At 72.9% G+C, this 18,519-nt stretch carries 16 protein-coding genes; 12 read left to right on the top strand and 4 right to left on the bottom strand.

The window, feature by feature from the left end; all coding sequences use genetic code 11:
* The first annotated feature begins 167 nt into the window (after positions 1-167).
* The 6 genes from rsmA to ACIBIW_RS34395 all read left to right on the top strand — a co-directional run bounded on the left by rsmA (position 168) and on the right by ACIBIW_RS34395 (position 9,022).
* Entirely contained in the window at positions 168-1,037 is an 870-nt protein-coding gene (gene rsmA / locus ACIBIW_RS34420; protein ID WP_399342101.1) for a 16S rRNA (adenine(1518)-N(6)/adenine(1519)-N(6))-dimethyltransferase RsmA, read from the top strand.
* Between the two features lie 70 nt (positions 1,038-1,107).
* Complete coding sequence (locus ACIBIW_RS34415) at positions 1,108-2,004, top strand: 4-(cytidine 5'-diphospho)-2-C-methyl-D-erythritol kinase (RefSeq protein ID WP_399342099.1); 897 nt, start codon at positions 1,108-1,110, stop codon at positions 2,002-2,004.
* 63 nt (positions 2,005-2,067) lie between these two features.
* Positions 2,068-3,876 carry an ABC-F family ATP-binding cassette domain-containing protein gene (locus ACIBIW_RS34410; protein ID WP_399342097.1) on the top strand — a complete coding sequence of 603 codons (1,809 nt, stop codon included), beginning with the start codon at positions 2,068-2,070 and terminating at the stop codon, positions 3,874-3,876.
* Positions 3,877-4,170: 294 nt separating this feature from the next.
* Positions 4,171-6,012 (top strand): PQQ-binding-like beta-propeller repeat protein, encoded by a 1,842-nt coding sequence (locus ACIBIW_RS34405; RefSeq protein WP_399342096.1) that lies wholly within the window; start codon positions 4,171-4,173, stop codon positions 6,010-6,012.
* A gap of 100 nt (positions 6,013-6,112) precedes the next feature.
* A complete protein-coding gene (locus tag ACIBIW_RS34400) occupies positions 6,113-8,023 on the top strand; it encodes a PQQ-binding-like beta-propeller repeat protein (protein ID WP_399342094.1) in 1,911 nt (636 codons plus the stop codon).
* Between the two features lie 330 nt (positions 8,024-8,353).
* The gene (locus ACIBIW_RS34395; RefSeq protein WP_399342092.1) at positions 8,354-9,022 is read left to right on the top strand and encodes a LuxR C-terminal-related transcriptional regulator; all 669 of its coding nucleotides are present in this window, start codon (positions 8,354-8,356) and stop codon (positions 9,020-9,022) included.
* 74 nt (positions 9,023-9,096) lie between these two features.
* Here the strand turns inward: ACIBIW_RS34395 and ACIBIW_RS34390 are convergent, their stop codons facing one another.
* Positions 9,097-9,474 (bottom strand): hypothetical protein, encoded by a 378-nt coding sequence (locus ACIBIW_RS34390; protein ID WP_399342090.1) that lies wholly within the window; start codon positions 9,472-9,474, stop codon positions 9,097-9,099.
* A gap of 30 nt (positions 9,475-9,504) precedes the next feature.
* On the bottom strand, positions 9,505-11,175 hold the full coding sequence (locus ACIBIW_RS34385; protein WP_399342089.1) for a sodium:solute symporter family protein: 1,671 nt from the start codon (positions 11,173-11,175) through the stop codon (positions 9,505-9,507).
* Between the two features lie 390 nt (positions 11,176-11,565).
* Between ACIBIW_RS34385 and ACIBIW_RS34380 the strand changes: the two genes are divergently transcribed.
* Genes ACIBIW_RS34380 through galK form a run of 3 tightly spaced genes read left to right on the top strand, consistent with a single transcriptional unit; the run spans position 11,566 to position 14,947 of the window.
* Positions 11,566-12,738 (top strand): galactose-1-phosphate uridylyltransferase, encoded by a 1,173-nt coding sequence (locus ACIBIW_RS34380; protein ID WP_399342088.1) that lies wholly within the window; start codon positions 11,566-11,568, stop codon positions 12,736-12,738.
* Positions 12,735-13,709: a UDP-glucose 4-epimerase GalE gene (gene galE, locus ACIBIW_RS34375; RefSeq protein ID WP_399342086.1), complete on the top strand. Its 975-nt coding sequence runs from the start codon at positions 12,735-12,737 to the stop codon at positions 13,707-13,709. The genes ACIBIW_RS34380 and galE overlap by 4 nt, the downstream gene beginning before the upstream one ends.
* Positions 13,706-14,947: a galactokinase gene (galK, locus tag ACIBIW_RS34370; protein ID WP_399342084.1), complete on the top strand. Its 1,242-nt coding sequence runs from the start codon at positions 13,706-13,708 to the stop codon at positions 14,945-14,947. The genes galE and galK overlap by 4 nt, the downstream gene beginning before the upstream one ends.
* Positions 14,948-15,087: 140 nt before the next feature.
* Here galK and ACIBIW_RS34365 read toward each other — a convergent pair whose 3' ends face one another.
* Positions 15,088-15,546: a GNAT family N-acetyltransferase gene (locus tag ACIBIW_RS34365; RefSeq protein ID WP_399342082.1), complete on the bottom strand. Its 459-nt coding sequence runs from the start codon at positions 15,544-15,546 to the stop codon at positions 15,088-15,090.
* 209 nt (positions 15,547-15,755) lie between these two features.
* On the opposite strand from ACIBIW_RS34365, the gene ACIBIW_RS34360 reads away from it, so the two are divergent.
* Positions 15,756-16,523 (top strand): LuxR C-terminal-related transcriptional regulator, encoded by a 768-nt coding sequence (locus ACIBIW_RS34360; RefSeq protein WP_399342081.1) that lies wholly within the window; start codon positions 15,756-15,758, stop codon positions 16,521-16,523.
* A 94-nt stretch (positions 16,524-16,617) separates the two neighbouring features.
* Here the strand turns inward: ACIBIW_RS34360 and ACIBIW_RS34355 are convergent, their stop codons facing one another.
* Positions 16,618-17,115, bottom strand: coding sequence for a MarR family winged helix-turn-helix transcriptional regulator (locus ACIBIW_RS34355; protein WP_399342080.1), 498 nt, complete (start codon positions 17,113-17,115; stop codon positions 16,618-16,620).
* A 149-nt stretch (positions 17,116-17,264) separates the two neighbouring features.
* Here ACIBIW_RS34355 and ACIBIW_RS34350 point away from each other — a divergent pair, with 149 nt between their 5' ends.
* Together ACIBIW_RS34350 and ACIBIW_RS34345 are read left to right on the top strand one after the other, a co-directional pair.
* The gene (locus ACIBIW_RS34350) at positions 17,265-18,140 is read left to right on the top strand and encodes a trans-aconitate 2-methyltransferase (RefSeq protein ID WP_399342079.1); all 876 of its coding nucleotides are present in this window, start codon (positions 17,265-17,267) and stop codon (positions 18,138-18,140) included.
* Complete coding sequence (locus ACIBIW_RS34345) at positions 18,140-18,517, top strand: glyoxalase (protein ID WP_399342077.1); 378 nt, start codon at positions 18,140-18,142, stop codon at positions 18,515-18,517. The genes ACIBIW_RS34350 and ACIBIW_RS34345 overlap by 1 nt, the downstream gene beginning before the upstream one ends.
* Positions 18,518-18,519: the final 2 nt, after the last annotated feature.

Genomic DNA, 18,519 nt, shown 5'->3' with positions numbered 1-18,519 from the left:
TTGGTCCACGAAGATCCAAACGACACGACCTAGCCGGGTCGCTGTTCTTCCTGGGTTCACCGACGGGATTCCCACGGGCGCGGCGGGGTGCGGCGGCGGCGCGGGGGAGCGCGGGCGGGGGACGGCGCGTGGCACGGGCGGTGCGCGCGGCCACGTACGCTGGGGCGGTGAGTATCCGATCCGACGCCCTGCTCGGCCCCGCCGAGATCCGGGATCTCGCCGCCGCGCTCGGGGTGCGCCCCACCAAGCAGCGCGGGCAGAACTTCGTGATCGACGCCAACACCGTGCGCCGGATCGTCCGCACCGCCGACGTGCGCCCCGACGACACCGTCGTCGAGGTCGGCCCCGGGCTCGGCTCGCTCACGCTCGGCCTGCTCGAAGCCGCCGACCGCGTCACCGCCGTCGAGGTCGACGACACGCTCGCCGCCGGGCTGCCCGCCACGGTACGGGCCAGGATGCCCGAGCGCGCCGACCGCTTCACGCTCGTCCACACCGACGCCCTCACCCTGCGCGAACTCCCGGCGCCCGCCCCGACCGCGCTGGTCGCGAACCTCCCGTACAACGTCGCGGTGCCGGTCCTGCTGCATATGCTCGAAACGTTCCCGAGCCTGGAGCGCGCCCTGGTGATGGTCCAGTCCGAGGTCGCCGACCGGCTCGCGGCGCCGCCGGGCTCCAAGGTCTACGGGGTGCCGTCGGTGAAGGCCAACTGGTATGCGCGCGTCAAGCGCGCGGGGGCCGTGGGCCGCTCGGTGTTCTGGCCCGCGCCGAACGTCGACAGCGGCCTCGTGTCCCTGGCCAGGCGGCCGGAGCCGCCCGCGACCACGGCCGGGAGGCGGGAGGTGTTCGCGGTCGTCGACGCCGCCTTCGCACAGCGCCGCAAGACGCTCAGGGCCGCGCTCGCGGGCTGGGCGGGCTCGGCCGCCGCCGCGGAGGCCGCGCTCACCGCGGCCGGGGTGGACCCCCGCGCCCGCGGCGAGGCACTGACCGTCGAGGAGTTCGCCCGCATCGCGGAACACGGGCCCCGGCGGCCCGCATGACGCCCGCGGCGGCCCCACGGCGCCCACGGCGCCGCACAGCAGAGAGCCCGACGCAGAGACGGAGTACGCGGTGACGGTGACGGTACGGGTCCCGGCCAAGGTGAACGTGCAGTTGTCGGTGGGCGCGGCCCGCCCCGACGGCTTCCACGACCTGGCCAACGTCTTCCTCGCGGTGGGCCTCCACGACGAGGTCACCGCCGCCCCCGCCGACGAACTGCGCATCACCTGCGAGGGCCCGGGCTCCGACCAGGTCCCGCTGGACGGCAGCAACCTCGCCGCCCGCGCCGCCACCGCGCTCGCGCGGCGCCACGGGCGCGCCCCCGCCGTGCACCTGCACATCGCCAAGGACATCCCCGTCGCGGGCGGCATGGCGGGCGGCAGCGCCGACGGCGCGGCGGCGCTGCTCGCCTGCGACGCGCTCTGGGGCACGGGGACCTCCCGCGACGAACTCCTCGCGCTCTGCGCCGGGCTGGGGAGCGACGTGCCGTTCAGCCTGGTCGGCGGGGCCGCGCTCGGCGTCGGACGGGGCGAGCGGCTGACCCCGCTGCCGGTGTCGGGGACCTTCCACTGGGTGTTCGCACTCGCCGACGGCGGCCTGTCCACCCCGGCCGTGTACGGCGAGTTCGACCGCCTCACCGCGGGTACGGGGCCCACCACCCCGCTCGCCTCGCCCCCGCTCCTCGACGCCCTGCGCACCGGCGACGCGCACGCGCTCGCCGCCGCCGTCTCCAACGACCTCCAGCCGGCCGCGCTCTCGCTGCGCCCCGCGCTCGCCGACACCCTCGCCGCAGGGGCGAAGGCGGGCGCGCTGGCCGGTCTGGTGTCCGGCTCGGGCCCCACGACCGCGTTCCTGACGGCGGGCGAGGCGGAGGCCGCCGAGGTCGCCGCCGCCCTGCGCGAGACGGGCACCTGCCGCACGGTCCGCACGGCCACGGGCCCCGTACCGGGCGCGCGGGTCCGCCACTGAGACCACCCGGGCCCCGGGATTACGCTGGCCGTATCCGAGCGACAACCCCGTAGGAGATCACCGGTGCCCGTCAACCTCGTCAATGTCGAGACCGTCAGCAAGGTGTACGGCACCCGTGCCCTGCTCGACGCCGTCTCCCTCGGGGTGTCCGAGGGCGACAGGATCGGTGTCGTCGGGCGCAACGGCGACGGCAAGACGACCCTGGTGCGGCTGCTCGCGGGGCTTGAGGAGCCGGACTCGGGGCGGGTCACGCACAGCGGCGGGCTGCGGCTCGGGGTGCTGACACAGCACGACTCGCTCGACCCCGCGGCGACCGTGCGGCACGAGGTGATCGGCGACCTCGCCGACCACGAGTGGGCCGGGGACGCCCGGATCAGGGACGTGCTCGGGGGCCTCTTCGGCGGGCTCGACATGCCCGGCTTCCCGCAGGGCCTCGACACCGTGATCGGGCCGCTCTCCGGCGGCGAGCGGCGCCGTATCGCGCTCGCGAAGCTGCTCATCGCCGAGCAGGACCTGCTGGTGCTCGACGAGCCCACCAACCACCTCGACGTCGAGGGCATCGCCTGGCTCGCCCGCCACCTCGGCGCCCGCCGCTCCGCGCTGGTCTGCGTCACCCACGACCGCTGGTTCCTCGACCAGGTCTGCACCCGCATGTGGGACGTGCAGCGCGGCCGGGTCCACGAGTACGACGGCGGCTACTCCGACTACGTCTTCGCGCGCGCCGAGCGCGAGCGCATCGCGGCCACCGAGGAGGCCAGGCGGCGCAACCTGGTGCGCAAGGAGCTGGCCTGGCTGCGCAGGGGCGCCCCGGCTCGCACCTCCAAGCCGCGCTTCCGTATCGAGGCGGCGAACGAGCTGATCAGGGACGTGCCGCCGCCGCGTGACTCCAGCGAGCTGATGCGCTTCGCCTCGTCACGCCTCGGCAAGACCGTCTTCGACATGGAGGACGTGACCGTACAGGCGGGGCCCAAGGTGCTGCTGCGCCATCTGACCTGGCAGCTCGGCCCCGGCGACCGGTTCGCTCTTGTGGGGGTGAACGGCGCGGGCAAGACGTCCCTGCTGCGCGCCCTCGCGTCGGCCGCCGTCAGCGACGGCGACGAGCAGCCGGCGGCGGGCCGGGTCAAGGTCGGCAGGACGGTGCGGCTCGGCTACCTCTCGCAGGACGTCGTCGAACTCGACCCCGGGCTGCGGGTGCTTGAGGCGGTGCAGCAGATCAGGGAGCGGGTGGACCTCGGCAAGGGCCGGGAGATGACCGCGGGCCAGCTCTGCGAGACGTTCGGCTTCGGCAAGGAGAAGCAGTGGACGCCCTGCGGCGACCTCTCGGGCGGCGAGCGGCGGCGCCTGCAACTGCTGCGGCTGCTGATGGACGAGCCCAACGTGCTCTTCCTCGACGAGCCCACCAACGACCTCGACATCGAGACCCTGAACCAGTTGGAGGACGTCCTCGACGGCTGGCCGGGATCGCTCCTGGTGATCTCCCACGACCGGTTCTTCATCGAGCGCACCACGGACCGGGTGTACGCGCTCCTCGGCGATGGCGCGCTGCGGATGCTGCCGCGCGGCGTCGACGAGTACCTGGAGCGCAGGGCGGCGATGGAGCGCACCGTGCCCGCGCCCGCGAGGCCCGCCGCGTCCGAGGCCCCCGTGAAGACGGTCTCGGCGGCGGCGTCCAGGGCCGCGGCGAAGGAGTTGCAGCGCATCGAGCGGCGCCTCGACCGGATCACGGAGAAGGAGTCCGACCTGCACGGCAGGATCGCCGACCACGCCACCGACTTCGAGAAGGTCGCCAGGCTCGACGCGGAGCTGCGCGAACTCTCCGGGGAGCGCGAGCGGTTGGAGACCCAGTGGCTCGAACTCGCCGAGGACGCCTGAGTCCAGCCGCCGCGGAGAAGCCGTGAAGGGCGCGTAACGGAGCCATCACGGCGGCGTCCTCCCTTGGGAACAGGGCGTGGACCGGCCAGGTGTGCTACTCCGGCGGAGTGATAGAAAAGGTTTCGTCGGGCTCCTTGGAGAGTCCGGCCAGGCGTGCCGAAAATCAGCGCTGAGCCGCCGGGGGACGCACCGCTTTCCACCCGCGACCGTGGTGACACACGGCGTGGCGGGAGGGACCGCCAGGTCTCGGCGAGGCGAGATTCAGTGACAGTGAAGGATCGGGGGGAGGCGCTGATGACTCAGCCGCCCAATCAGCCGCCGGGAGGTGGCTTCGGGGCTCCGCAGGACCCGGGCGAGGGTGGCACACCGCCGCCTCCGCCGCCCCAGCAGCCGCCGTCGGGCGGGCAGCCGGGCTACGGCTATCCGTCCCAGCCGCCCGCGGGCCCGCAGCCCGGGTACGGCTACCCGGGGCAGCCGCCCGCCGACCAGCCGGGGTTCGGCCAGCAGCAGCCGGGGCCCTACACACCGCCCCAGCAGCCGGGCCCTTACCAGCAGCCGGGGCCCTACAACGCGCCCACCCAGCCCCCCGGGCCCTACAACGCGCCCCAGCAGCCGGGCCCGTACCAGCAGAGCCCCGGGCAGTACGGCTACCCGCCCCAGCCGGGCGCCGCCCCCGGCGGCCAGGGACCCGGCGGGCCGGGCGGCGGCGGCTTCTTCAAGCGCAAGTCCACCGTGATCATCGCGGGTGTGGTGGCGGTGCTGCTCATCGCGGGCGGCACCGTGTGGGCGGTCACCGGCGGCGGTGACGACGGCAAGGACAAGCCGGTCGCCGGGAAGAAGACCGAGAGCCCCAAGGCCAAGAAGAGCGACGACCCGGTCAACCCGGGCGACGGCAGCGGCGACGGCGACGACGACCACGAGGACCTGAACGCGAACCGCCAGCCCGGCGAGTCCAAGATCCTCTGGTACAAGAGCGCCCCCGACGCCCCCGGCTCGGGCGCGGACGCGCCCGGGATGTGGATCACCGGCAAGACCGCGGTCAAGGCCGCGTACAAGCAGGTGCTCGGCTACCGGATCAGCGACGGGCAGCCCGCGTACGACCCGGTCGCCCTCCCGCAGGCGATCTGCGCCGCCTCCCGGCAGGCCACCGACGACCACAAGGTCTTCGTCGCCTACAAGGACAAGGCGGGCGACAGCGCCAAGTGCAACCAGCTCACCGAGATCGACCTCGACACCGGCAAGCGCGGCTGGTCGAAGAAGATCGACGAGGGCGGGGCGTTCGACAACACCATCGAGGTCGAGCTGACCGTCAGCGGCGACACGCTCATGGTCGGCCGCTCGATGTCGGGCACCGCCTACCGGACGAGCGACGGCAAGGTGCTGTACACGAAGAAGAACGAGTCAGGCGCCTGCTACCCCGGCGGCTACGCCGGGGGCTCACGGCTGATCGCGGTGTACTCCTGCGCCGCGAGCCAGGACAACGAGCACGACGAGGTCAAGGAACTCGACCCGGCCACCGGCAAGGCCAAGTGGACGAAGAAGATCCCCAAGGGCTGGAAGGTGTCGAAGGTCTACTCCGTCGACCCGCCGGTGGTGTACCTCACCAACGAGGACAAGAAGCAGTGGAACATCAGCACCCTCGGCAGTTCGGGTGCCACCACCTCCGAGGTCAGCGTCGACGAGGACTTCGCGCCCGAGTGCGGCTTCGTCGTCTTCTCCTCCGACCTCCAGGGCTGCACCGGGGTCGCCGCCGACTCCAGCACCCTGTACCTGCCCACCGAGGCCAAGTCGGGGCCGAACGAGATCGTCGCCATCAGCCTCTCCACCGGCAAGGAGGCGTGGCGCGCCAAGGCGCCCGACGACACCAGCATGCTGCCGGTGAAGGTGCAGGACGGGAACCTCATCGCCTACGAGACGGCGTCGTACAGCGCGGGCGGCAAGGTGCTGTCCATCCCGCTGTCCGGGAGCCACAGCCCGAAGACGCTGCTGAAGAACCCGGCGAGCACCGCCGAGATCGAGAACGGCTTCTACTCCCGCGCGATCGACTACGTGGACGGCCGCTTCTACATCTCCACCACCCGCCTCAACGGCAACGACGACGCGCAGGAGAAGCTCATGATGGCGTTCGGCAAGTGACCGCCATGGCCTGCTCTCCCGCCCCCTCCGCTCCCCGGGCGCCGCTTCGGCACCGCCCGAGCCCGCTCCCGCTCCTCCCGCTTCACGAGGTGGACACGCCATGACCCAGCCGCCCCAGCAGCCGCCGAACGAGCCGCCGCAGCAGGGCTTCGGCGCGCCGCAGGACCCGCCGCCCGGCGGCTATGGCACGCCGCAGCCGCCGCAGGCCCCGCCGGGGCCGCCGCCGCAGAGCCCCCCGCCGGGGCTCTCCAAGCCGCCGGAGTCCGGGTACGGGCAGCCCCCGGTCGGCCCGCCGCCGCCGCAGCCGCCGCAGGCGCCGCCGCCCACCCAGGTGTCGGGCCCCGCGGGCGCCCCGCCGCCCCCCGGCGCGCCTCCGGCGCCCGGCCAGCCAGGCCAGGGCGCTTCCGGCCCCCAGGGCTACCAGCAGGGCGGCGCGCACCAGCCCACCATGGTCGTGGGCGGCGGCCAGCAGCAGTCCGGCTACGGCTACCCGGGCCAGCAGGGGTACGGGAACGGGCAGCCGCCGACCGTGATCGCCGGGGCGCAGCCCCCGGCGGGCGGCGGCGGGTTCTTCAACAAGACCCAGTGGATCATCGTGACCTCCGCGGTGGTCGCGATAGCCCTGATCATCGGCGGCGGCGTCTGGTACTCGTCGTCGAAGGACGACGACGGCAAGAAGGGGCCGGTCAGCGCCGACGGCAAGGGCAAGGGCGACGACAAGAAGGGCGGCGGCGGTGCCGCCGGGGGCGGGAGCGAGAAGGTCCCGGCCAACACCAGCGCCAAGGTGCTCTTCCAGCTCCCCGCGCCCGAGGTCCCCAAGGACGACGTGTACAGCGTCGGCGGCTCCTGGCTCACCGACAAGGTCTACGCGAAGGCGGGCGTGGCCGAGCTGATCGGCTACAACCCGGACACCGGCGCGAAGTCCTGGACCACGCCCCTCGACGGCCAGACCTGCGCGGGCTCCCCCGAGGTCAGCGAGGACGGCGTCGCGGCGGTCGTCTACGAGGAGAAGAAGCGGGAGAAGAAGGGCGACGTCTTCCCCTGCGACAAGATCTCCGCGTTCGACACGAACACCGGAAAGCTGCTGTGGACGAAGTCGGTCGACGTCAGTGACACCCCGGCCACCTTCGAGGAAGTCAGCATCAGCGGCAGCACCGTCGCGGTGGGCGGCGGCACCGACGGCGGCGCCGCGTTCGACCTGAAGTCCGGCAAGCAGCTCTGGGCCCCCGACCCGGCGTCCACCTGCAAGGACGACGGCTACCGCGGCGGCGAGCAGTTGGTCGCGGTGCGCAGTTGCGGCTCGTACGACGACCCGCGGGTCGAGGTGCAGTTGCTCGACCCCGCCTCGGGCAAGCCGAAGTGGAGCTACAAGCTGCCGGTCGGCATCGACAACGCCAAGGTGATCTCCAGCAAGCCGGTCGTCTTCGGCGTCGACTCCGGTGAGATCACTTCGAGCGGTGTCACCGACGTGTTCGCGATGGACGACGCCACCGGCAAGCTCCGCAACAAGATCACCCTTGAGGACGGCAAGTACGAGCACGACTGCGGCGTCAACAAGGTGCACGACTGCCACGCGATCGCCGTCGGCAACGACCGGCTCTACGTGCCCACCAACGAGCACCAGGGCGGCAAGGACACCAGCCAGACCAACGAGATCGTGTCGTTCTCGCTGGCCACGGGCAAGGGCACCACGGACCGCTTCGACGCGGGCGACGGCACCACGATGTGGCCGCTGCGGATGGACGGCGGCAACATCATCGCCTACAAGGAGGCCACGTACGACAAGGGCGCCGAGGTCGTCTCGGTCGACACGAAGACCGGGAAGTCGACGAAGCTGCTCCAGACGCCGTCGTCGGAGCCCGTCCTCGACGCGCTGAGCTACATGGTCCCCAAGAGCAGCGAGATGCTGTACTCGCAGGGCCATCTGTTCCTCGGCAAGGACCTGGTCAGCGCGCCGTACTCGGCCGACGAGAAGGAGTACACGGCGCTCGGGTTCGGCACCTCGTCCTGAGCCGCCCCTTCTGAGGCGCCTTCACGGGCCGCTTCTCCCGACGGCCCCTCGTGCTCGTCGCGCCCCTCGCGTGCCGCGAAGGACCGTACAGATCGCGCCATTCGGACGGCCCCGTTCCGCCAGGGAACGGGGCCGTCGTCGTGTTCCATGCCGTGGAGGGCGGGGGTTTCGGCCTTCCGGAGGGCTTGTCCCCGGTAAGGGAAGCGCAGAGTCGAACAAGCGTGTAGTTTCCGGTGAACGAGGCCGGGGGCGGTCGCGGTGGTGGTGGAATGCCCTCGGGCGGCCGTGGTGCCCGGGCCGTCCGGCCGCTGGGGACTGGGGGGTTGCTCGATGGCAGCGCGGATCGTGGTGGTCGACGATCACAGGTTGCACGCCGAGGCGCTCGCCTCAGCCCTGAAGCTGCGCGGGCACCGGGTGCTCGCGGCGGCGGCCCCGACCGCGGGCGCCGCGGAGCTGGTGATCGTGCGGGCCCCCGAGGTCTGTCTGCTCGGCACCGCGACCCCCGACCGCCCCGGGATCTTCGAGCCGGTGCGCAGGATCAAGCGGGAGCGGCCCGCGGTGGCCGTGGTCGTCCTCGGCCCCGTCCCCTCCCCGCGCGGCATCGCCGCCGCCTTCGCGTACGGGGCTTCGGGGTACGTGCGCCACGACGAGCGGATCGAGGGCGTGGAGCGCGCCCTGATCAAGGCGAGGGCGGGGGAGGCCGCGGTGGCGCCGCAACTGCTCCAGGGCGCCTTCGGCGAACTGCTCAACCCGGCCGCCCAGCCGGACGACGAGGGCCGCAGGCTGCTGCGGCTGCTGACGCCCCGTGAGGTGGAGGTGCTGGTGCGCGTCGCGGACGGCGAGGGGACCCGGCTGATCGCCGCGGGCATGGGGATCGCACCGTCCACGGCGCGTACGCACGTCCAGCGGGTGCTGATGAAGCTGGGCGTCGGCTCGCGCCTTGAGGCCGCCGCCCTGGCCGCCCGCACCGGGCTGCTCGACGAGGCGGGCCGGGGGTAGCGCGGGGTATCTCGCGCAGGCGGGCCGGGGGTGGCGCGGGGCGCCTCCCGCACGCCCGCGCCCCCGCGCCGCCTCTATGCGCCGGGGCCCGACGCCGACCCTGCTCCTGCCCCAGGACCCGGCCCCGGCTCAGGCTCCGGCGGCGGGGGAGCCGTCGGGCGCAGCTTCAGCCAGAGCAGGAACAGCAGCCCGAGGACGAGCATGCCGAGGCCCGTCCACAGGTTGATGTTGATGTCCTGGGCCTTCCTGAGGTCGGCGTCCGACGCGGTGAACCCGGCGATCATCACCATGACCCCGTACACCACGAAGAGCCCGCCGATGATGCGGCGGATGTCGAAGAGCCGCGCCGCGGTGGCCGACCTGGCTTCGAGTTCCGAGACCTCCTGCTGGTAGCGGGTCTCCCCGTCCCCGTGGGCGCTGCCGTCCCCGGGGGTGTTCTGGTGCTCACTCATGACGAGATTCCTTGCGGCTTCGGGGGCGTACTACAGCGAGAACGGGATGTAGGAGAGCGCGGCCAGGACGACCGCGCCCCAGCCGAGCAGCGCCGGCTTGCGGTACCAGGCGGCGTCGCCCGCCGCGGGCGGCTCCGCCATGCCGGGGGAGCGGGTGCCGTACACCAGCCCCGCCAGCTCCTCGGCGGGCTTGGGCCTGGTGACGAGGGTGACGAGGACCATGACGACGGCGCCGACCACGAAGGCGACGATCGAGGAGACGAAGTTCGCGCCCTGGTCGGTGGGGATGCCGATGACGTGCTGCTTGTACAGCCAGAAGTAGTTGACCATCGCGGCGACGGTGCCGGAGAGCAGCCCCCAGAACCCGGCGGCCGCGGTGCTGCGCTTCCAGAACATGCCGATGATGAAGACCACGAACAGCGGCACGTTGAAGAACGAGAACAGCGTCTGGAGGTAGTTCATGATGTTGCTGAAGCTGGACGCGATGAACGCCGTGCCCATCCCGATGACCACGCCGACCGCGGTGACGACCCGCCCGACCAGCAGGTAGTACCGGTCGCCGCGGCCCTTCCTGAAGTAGGCGCCCCACAGGTCGTGGGTGAAGACGGTGTTGAACGAGGAGATGTTCGCGGCCATGCCCGCCATGAACGCGGCGAGCAGCCCGGTGACGGCGACGCCGAGGACGCCGTTCGGCAGCAGGTCGCGCATCAGGACCGGGATCGCGTCGTTGTAGGTGAGGTCGCTGCCCTTCTGCCCGATGGAGGGCTCCATCACCAGCGCGATCAGGCCGGGGACGACCACCACCATCGGGATGGCGATCTTCGGGAAGGCCGCGATCAGCGGGGTGCGGCGGGCCGCGGAGAGGTTCTTCGCGGACAGCGCGCGCTGCACCTCGGCGAAGTTCGTCGTCCAGTAGCCGAAGCTCATCACGAACCCGAGGCCGAGCACGATCGTCAGCCAGTTGGCGCCCAGCGGGTTGGCGGAGCCGATGCCGGTGCCGCCCCAGGCGGACATGAAGTTGTCGCCGTGGGAGGCGCTGAGCTTGTCGCTGATGCCGCCCCAGCCGCCGACGTGCTTCAGGCCGACGATGGTCAGCGGGATCAGGGCCGCCAGGATCACGAAGAACTGGAGGACCTCGTTGTAGATGGCGGAGGAGAGCCCGCCGATGGTGATGTAGACGAGCACGAACGCGCCCGCGACCACGATCGCGACCCACTGCGGCCAGCCGAGCAGCGCTTCGAGCACGATCGCCATGGCGTAGAGGTTGACGCCGGCGATCAGCACCGAGGAGACGGCGAAGATCAGCGACGACAGGAAGTGGGACGAGGGCCCGAAGCGGTGCAGCAGGAACTCGGGCACCGAGCGGACCTTGGAGCCGTAGTAGAACGGCATCATCACCAGGCCGAGGAAGACCATGGCGGGGATGGCGCCGATCCAGTACCAGTGCACCGTGTAGACGCCGTACTGCACGCCGTTCGCGGCCATGCCCAGGATCTCGGTGGCGCCGAGGTTGGCGGCGACGAAGGCGAGCCCCGTCACCCAGGCGGGCAGTGAGCGCCCGGAGAGGAAGAAGTCGAGGCTCGTCCGCACCGAGCGCCGGGCGGCGAAGCCGATGCCAAGGACCACGGCGAAGTAGATCCCGAGAATCGCGTAGTCGAGCCCGTTCGTGGGGAGCCGGAGCCCGTCGGCCAGGTAGTGCATGGGGGTACTCGCTTCGTCGGACCAACTGAACCCGGCACAAGTTACGCCCGGGTACCAAATAAATAAACAGCAACCCTGGCGTTCTCTGTTTGATTGTGATCGAGGCGTCATGTTTTGTGCCGACATCCCGGGCGTTCGAGGGGCGGGACCCTGTTCGAACGTGGTGATATCCGAGACTTGTCGGCGCGGGCGCCTCGGCTACCCGGGGTCGGCAAGTCGTATGCGCTCACCGCTCCGATGGGTTCCCCCGGAGTGCGGTGTTGCTTTACGGTTTGTTATGTTGGATTCTGTTTGATGGTCGCGCCTTCGGGGGACACCCGGCCGCCGCCCCGCGCCCTGGTGCCGTCGGGGGCCCCGCGGGCGACACCAGGAAGTGGTGGGGAGCACAGCGTGAAGAAGACCTCGACCCGGCTGGCCGACGGTCGTGAACTCATCTACTACGACGGCGCGCTCGCGGGCGACGCCCCCGTGCGGGACGCGGTCGACGAGCGGCCGCTCGGGCCGGTCGCGACCGGCTCCGAGATCCGCCACGACCCGCTGCTCGGCGACGACGTCGCCATCGCCTCGCACCGCCAGACCCGCACCTACCACCCCCCGGCCGACCAGTGCCCGCTGTGCCCGAGCCGCCCGGGGCGCCCCAGCGAGATCCCCGACTCCTCCTACGACGTCGTGGTCTTCGAGAACCGCTTCCCCTCGCTCGCCGGTGACACCGGGCGCTGCGAGGTGGTCTGCTTCACCCAGGACCACGACGCGTCCTTCGCCGACCTCAGCGAGGCGCAGGCCGCCCTCGTCCTCGACACCTGGACGGACCGCACCGCGGAGCTGTCCCAACTCCCCGCCGTGCGCCAGGTCTTCTGCTTCGAGAACCGCGGCGAGGAGATCGGCGTCACCCTCGGCCACCCCCACGGCCAGATCTACGCGTACCCCTTCACCACCCCGCGCACCGCGCGCATGCTGGCCTCCGTCGCCGCCCACCGGGAGCGGACCGGGCGCAACCTCTTCGACGACATCCTCGCCGCGGAGGCGTCCTGGCCCGCGGGCGGCGGCCGCACCGTCCTGGCCACAGGACACTGGGTCGCGTTCGTCCCCCACGCCGCCCACTGGCCGTACGAGATCCACCTCTACCCGCGCCGCAGGGTGCCCGACCTGCTCGGCCTCGACGACGCCGCGCGCGCCGAGTTCCCCGCCGTCTACCTCGAACTGCTGCGCCGCTTCGACCGGCTCTTCGACACCGAGTACGCCGCCGAGCACACCGCGGCGGGCGGCGCCGGGGGACGTGGCTTCGGGGGGAAGGGTGCCGGGGGACGGGGCGCCGCGGGGCATCCGCCGGGCTGGCAGCCCACCCCGTACATCGCGGCGTGGCACCAGGCGCCCTTCGGGCCGCCGGACGCGGGGGCGGCGCCGCGCGAGGAGTTCGCGCTCCACCTGGAGCTTTTCACGATCCGGCGGACTTCCGGCAAGCTGAAGTTCCTCGCGGGCTCCGAGTCCGGCATGGACGTCTTCATCAACGACGTGCCGCCGGAGGCCGCGGCCGAGCGACTGCGAGAGGTGGCCACGACATGAGCGGGAAGTACCTGGTGACCGGCGGTGCGGGCTATGTGGGCGGCGTGGTGGCCGCGCACCTGCTGGAGGCCGGGCACCGGGTGACCGTCCTCGACGACCTGTCCACCGGCTTCGCCGCCGGGGTGCCCGAGGGGGCCGAGTTCATCGAGGGCCGGGTCCAGGACGCGGCCAAGTGGGTGGACTCCTCCTACGACGCCGTGCTGCACTTCGCCGCCTTCTCCCAGGTCGGCGAGTCCGTACTGAAGCCGGAGAAGTACTGGGAGAACAACGTCGGCGGCACCATGGCGCTGCTCGCCGCGATGCGCGACGCGCACGTGCGCCGCCTGGTGTTCTCCTCCACCGCCGCCACCTACGGCGAACCCGTGGGCACCCCCATCACCGAGACCGACCCCACCGCCCCCACCAGCCCCTACGGCGCGAGCAAGCTCGCCGTCGACCACATGATCGGCGGCGAGGCCGCGGCCCATGGGCTCGGCGCGGTCTCCCTGCGCTACTTCAACGTGGCGGGCGCATACGGCTCCCAGGGCGAGCGGCACGACCCCGAGTCCCACCTCATCCCGCTGGTCCTCCAGGTCGCCCTCGGCAGGCGGGAGGCGATCTCCGTCTACGGCGACGACTACCCGACCCCGGACGGCACCTGCGTACGCGACTACATCCACGTCGCCGACCTCGCCGAGGCGCACCTGCGCGCGCTGGACGCCGCCACCCCGGGCGAGCACCTGATCTGCAACCTCGGCAACGGCAACGGCTTCTCGGTCCGCGAGGTCGTCGAGACCGTACGGCGGGTCACGGGGCACCCGGTGCCCGAGGTGCGCGCGCCGCGCCGCGCCGGCGACCCCGCGGTGCTGGTCGCCTCCGCCGAGGCGGCGAGGACCAGGCTCGGCTGGCGGCCCGCCAGGGCCGACCTGGACGCGATCGTCGCCGACGCGTGGGAGTTCGCCCGCGCGCGGGCACAGGAGGAGGGCGCATGACCGACCAGGACCGGGGCCGGGACCAGGGCCAGGGGGGCCAGGGCCAGGGCCAGGGGGGCCAGGGCCAGGGCCAGGATCAGGACCAGCGGGTCTCCGGCATCGCCGCCGGGTTCGAGGAGCTGTACGGGGCCGCGCCCGACGGGGTCTGGGCGGCGCCGGGACGGGTCAACCTCATCGGCGAGTACACCGACTTCAACGAGGGCTTCGTCCTGCCGCTCGCCCTGCCGCACACCGCCGTCGCGGCCGTCGCCAGGCGCGACGACGGCGTGCTGCGGCTGCACTCGGCCGACGCCGCCACCCCCGTCGCCGAGCTGCGCGTCGACGCCCTCGCCCCGCCCGGCGTCGGCTCCTGGGCCTCGTACCCCGCGGGCGTCGTCTGGGCGCTGCGCCAGGACGGGCACCCGGTCACCGGCGCCGACGTCCACCTCGCCTCCACGGTGCCCACCGGCGCCGGGCTCTCCTCGTCCGCGGCGCTCGAAGTCGTCACCGCGTTCGCCCTGAACGACCTCTTCGGACTCGGTCTTGGTGGCGCCGAGCTGGCCAGGACCGCCCAGCGCGCCGAGAACGACTTCGTCGGAGTGCCCTGCGGCGTCATGGACCAGATGGCGTCCGCGTGCTGCACCGCGGGGCACGCCCTGCACCTGGACTGCCGCGACCTGTCGATGCGGCAGATCCCGTTCGACCTGGAGGCGGAGGGCCTGCGCCTGCTCGTCGTCGACACCCGCGTCAAGCACGAACTGGGCGACGGCGCCTACGCGGAGCGCCGCGAGGGCTGCGAGACGGCGGCGCGCAGGCTCGGCGTCTCCCACTTGCGCGACGTCACCCACGACGGGCTCGCGGACGCGCTCACGGCGCTCGGCGACGACGAGCGGCTGCGCCGCTATGTGCGCCATGTCGTGGGCGACGACCACCGGGTCACCGAGGTGGTACGGCTGCTCGCGGCGGGCGAGGTGCGCGCCATCGGGCCCGTCCTGACCGCGGGTCACGCCTCACTCCGCGACGACCTGCGCATCTCCTGCCCGGAACTCGACCTGGTGGTGACGGCGGCGAACACCGCGGGCGCGCTCGGCGCCCGGATGACGGGCGGCGGCTTCGGCGGCAGCGCGGTCGTCCTCGTCGAGGCGGCGGCGCTCGACGCGGTGGAGCGCGCGGTGCGCGAGGCGTTCGTGGCGTCCGGGTACACGGCGCCGCGGGTCTTCGTGGCACAGGCGGCGGCCGGGGCGAGAAGGGTCAAGTAACGGGGGCGGGGCGGGGGCCGGCTCACGGTTCACGGCGCTCGGGGTTCACGGCGCTCGGGGTTTCACGGTGCGCGGGTTTCACGGTGCGCGGGGTGAGGGCCGGTTCGGGGCGCCCGCCCCCGGTACCCGCGCCCCGGTGCTCAGCGTGCGGGCAGCCGCTTGGTGAGCGTGTACTCCGTGACGCCCGGCGGGTAGTCGGGGATGGCGCACACCACCTCGTAGCCCTGCCCCCGGTAGAAGCCGGGCGCCTGGAAGTCCCATGTCGACACGCGTGACCAGCGGCAGCCGTGCCGGAGCGCGGTCAGCTCCTCGGACTCCGCCAGCAGCCGCGAGCCGAGCCCGCGGCCCCGGTGCCCGGCGTCCACCCAGAGCAGGTTCACGTGCAGCCACCCCGCCCATACGTGCCCGTCGAGCCCGGCCACGAGACCGCCGTCCTCGCCCCATGCCCACACCCCGACCGGCGACTCGCGGTCGGCGGCCGTGTCCCGCATCGCCCGCAGCACCGGGGAGGCCGCGGTGTTGGCCGCCCGCAGCCGCTGGAGCAGGAGTTCCCGGCGCCGCTTGTCGACCCTGTCGGTTTCCGTCTCGATGCGAAACATGGAGGCCACCATAAGGGCCGTCCTAAATCAGTTGCGCACATCGGCTTCGGATCTGGGCGCATGCCTCTACTCTGAGCATGGGTGCCGGTGGGGGTCGGTACCCGGCAGGGGGCGAGAGAAGTCGGGTACGACACCCGGAGCGCATGGGGCCGGGCGCGGCTCCGGGCGGCGGGCCCGAGCGGGACGTTCCCCGACCTGTGGGGGTTCACATGGTGCGCATCCAAGTGCTGGTCGTCGACGACCACCGTATCTTCGCCGAGTCGCTGGCCGCGGCCCTCGCCGCCGAGCCCGATGTCGAGGTCACCACCGCGGGCAGCGGCCCCGCCGCGATGCGCAGCCTGGAGCGGGCCGCCGCGGGCGGCCGCCCGTTCGACGTGCTGCTCGTCGACGCCGACCTCGGCCGTACGGGGCCCGACGCGGCGGGCAGGCCCCCGGTCAGGAACCGTGCCGCGATGGCCGTCCCCGACCCCGGGGCCGACCGTGTCGTCGACGGTATCTCCCTGGTGGTGGGGGTGCGGGGCGCGCATCCAGGGGTGCGCGCGGTGGTCCTCGCGGAGCGGGACGACCCGCGCCGCGCCGCCCTCGCGCTCGGCGCGGGTGCCTCGGGCTGGGTCGCCAAGGACTGCTCGCTCTCCCGGCTGCTGACGGTGATCCGGGGGGTGCTGCGGGACGAGACGCATCTGCCGCCCGCGCTGCTCACCGGGGTGCTGCGGGAGCTGACGGCGGCGCGCAAGCACCGGACGGAGAGCGAGCGGCTCGTGGAGTCGCTGACGCCCCGCGAGCGGGAGGTGCTGCGCTGCATGGTCGCGGGCCTCGGCCGCAAGGCGGTCGCAGAACGCCTCTTCCTCTCCCCTCACACGGTCCGCACCCACATGCAGAACGTGCTGGGCAAACTGGGCGTCCACTCGACGCTGGCCGCTGTGGCATTGGCCCGACGGGCGGGGGTGGGTCCCGTGGACTTGGAGGAGGCTTCCTGAGGGGGCTCCGGGAGTGAGGGGGCTCCGCCCCTTCAAATCCGCCGCAACGCCGAGCAACCCCCACCGCACCGGCCCGGCGATGCCAACCCCGCCCCTACCCAGGAGAATTGTCGAACGGCGCCGTAAGGAACCGCAGCAGATCGGCGAGCTGCTGTCGTCTCGCGGGTGTCAGACCCGCAAGAAGCGCCCGCTCCTGCGCCAGCAACCCCGCCAGCGACGAGTCCGCCCGGTCACGCCCCTCCGTCGTCAGACGGACCAGCACCCCACGCCGGTCACTGGGATCAGGAAGCCGCTCCACAAGCCCCTTCTTCGCCAGCCGGTCGATCCGGTTGGTCATCGTCCCCGACGTGACGAGAGTCTGGGTGAGAAGCTGCCCGGGAGAGAGCTGATACGGCGCCCCGGCGCGCCGCAGCGCCGTCAGCACGTCGAACTCCCACGGTTCGAGACCGTGCTCGGAGAACGCGAGCCGCCGGGCCCTGTCGAGATGCCGGGCGAGCCTGCTCACCCGGCTGAGCACTTCGAGGGGCTCCACATCGAGGTCGGGGCGCTCCCGGCGCCACGCCGCGACCAGCCGATCGACCTCGTCCTCCATGACGATCAGTGTAAAGGGTGCCTCGACATGAAGTCTCTTGACGTCAAGATACATCGCGGCCAGGATGGGACCGTGCCCTGCCGGACCCCCGCACGGGCGCACCGTACGGCGCCCTGCCCGGCGCCGCGACGCGAGGAGGTCCCCTTCCCATGCCCCCATCCCGCGACCGGGGCGCCGCCCCCACCGCCCCCGTCTGGGACCCGGCCCAGTACCTGCGGCACGCGGACCACCGGGCCCGCCCCCTCGCCGACCTGCTGGCCCGCGTCCCCGACCCGGAGCCCCCTGGCGGCGCCCCGCCCCGGGTCGCCGACCTCGGCTGCGGCCCCGGCAACGCCACCGAGCTGATCGCGGCCCGCTGGCCCACCGCCCGCGTCACAGGACTCGACAACTCCCCGCAGATGCTGGAGCGCGCCGGGCGCGAGCACGCGGGCCCCACCCCCGGCGGCGGCAGCCTCGACTTCGCCCACGCGGACGCGGCGACCTGGGCGCCCGCGGACGGCGAGCCGTACGACGTGATCGTCAGCAACGCCACCCTCCAGTGGGTGCCGGGGCACGAGAAGCGCCTCGGCGACTGGATCGCGGGGCTCACCCCGGGCGGCACCCTCGCCTTCCAGGTCCCCGGCAACTTCGGCGCCCCGAGCCACACCCTGATGCGCGACCTCGCCGAGTCCCCCGCCTGGCGCGGCAGGCTCGCCGGGGTGCTGCGGCACGCGGGAGCCGTACTGGAGCCCGAGGGCTATCTGGAGCACCTGGTGGCGCTCGGCTGCGAGGCCGACGTGTGGGAGACCACGTACCTCCACCTGCTGCCGGGCGAGGACCCGGTGCTCGACTGGGTGAAGGGGACGGGCCTGCGGCCGGTGCTGGCCGCGCTCGACGACGACCCCGAGGCGGCGGAGCGCTTCACCGCCGAGTACCGCGAGCTGCTGCGCGCCGCCTACCCGCGCGCCCCGCACGGCACCGTCCTGCCGTTCCGCCGGATCTTCGCCGTCGCCACCCGCACCGCAGAACCCAGGAGGACCTGCTGATGCTCGCCGCCGTCGACCATGTGCAGCTCGCCGCGCCGCCCGGCTCCGAGTACGCCCTGCGCGCGTACTACGCGGGCGTCCTCGGGATGACCGAGATCCCCAAGCCGCCGGTGCTCGCGGCGCGCGGCGGCTGCTGGTTCCAGGCGGGCCCCGTCCAGCTCCACCTGGGCATCGAGCGGGACTTCAGGCCCGCCCGCAAGGCCCACCCGGGGCTGCGGGTCGTCGGCATCGAGGCGTACGCGGCCCGGCTCGAAGCAGGTGGCGCCCCGGTCGCCTGGGACGGCGACCTGCCAGGGCACCGCCGCTTCTACTCCGACGACCCGGTGGGCAACCGCCTGGAGTTCCTGGAGCCGCTGCCGGAGTCCGACGGCGGCTGACC

Origin of the sequence: Streptomyces sp. NPDC050560, assembly GCF_044457285.1 — a bacterium.
Classification (GTDB): Bacteria; Actinomycetota; Actinomycetes; order Streptomycetales; family Streptomycetaceae; genus Streptomyces.
This window is presented reverse-complemented; position numbering and strand designations above follow the sequence as displayed.

Bases quoted from the DNA above. Each gene is read 5' to 3' on its own strand.
- ACIBIW_RS34405 (WP_399342096.1), top strand. From the start codon at position 4,171: ATGACTCAGCCGCCCAATCAGCCGCCGGGAGGTGGCTTCGGGGCTCCG.
- ACIBIW_RS34400 (WP_399342094.1), top strand. From the start codon at position 6,113: ATGACCCAGCCGCCCCAGCAGCCGCCGAACGAGCCGCCGCAGCAGGGC.
- ACIBIW_RS34395 (WP_399342092.1), top strand. From the start codon at position 8,354: ATGGCAGCGCGGATCGTGGTGGTCGACGATCACAGGTTGCACGCCGAG.
- ACIBIW_RS34390 (WP_399342090.1), bottom strand. From the start codon at position 9,474: ATGAGTGAGCACCAGAACACCCCCGGGGACGGCAGCGCCCACGGGGAC.
- ACIBIW_RS34385 (WP_399342089.1), bottom strand. From the start codon at position 11,175: ATGCACTACCTGGCCGACGGGCTCCGGCTCCCCACGAACGGGCTCGAC.
- galE (WP_399342086.1), top strand. From the start codon at position 12,735: ATGAGCGGGAAGTACCTGGTGACCGGCGGTGCGGGCTATGTGGGCGGC.
- galK (WP_399342084.1), top strand. From the start codon at position 13,706: ATGACCGACCAGGACCGGGGCCGGGACCAGGGCCAGGGGGGCCAGGGC.
- ACIBIW_RS34365 (WP_399342082.1), bottom strand. From the start codon at position 15,546: ATGTTTCGCATCGAGACGGAAACCGACAGGGTCGACAAGCGGCGCCGG.
- ACIBIW_RS34360 (WP_399342081.1), top strand. From the start codon at position 15,756: ATGGTGCGCATCCAAGTGCTGGTCGTCGACGACCACCGTATCTTCGCC.
- ACIBIW_RS34355 (WP_399342080.1), bottom strand. From the start codon at position 17,115: ATGGAGGACGAGGTCGATCGGCTGGTCGCGGCGTGGCGCCGGGAGCGC.
- ACIBIW_RS34350 (WP_399342079.1), top strand. From the start codon at position 17,265: ATGCCCCCATCCCGCGACCGGGGCGCCGCCCCCACCGCCCCCGTCTGG.
- ACIBIW_RS34345 (WP_399342077.1), top strand. From the start codon at position 18,140: ATGCTCGCCGCCGTCGACCATGTGCAGCTCGCCGCGCCGCCCGGCTCC.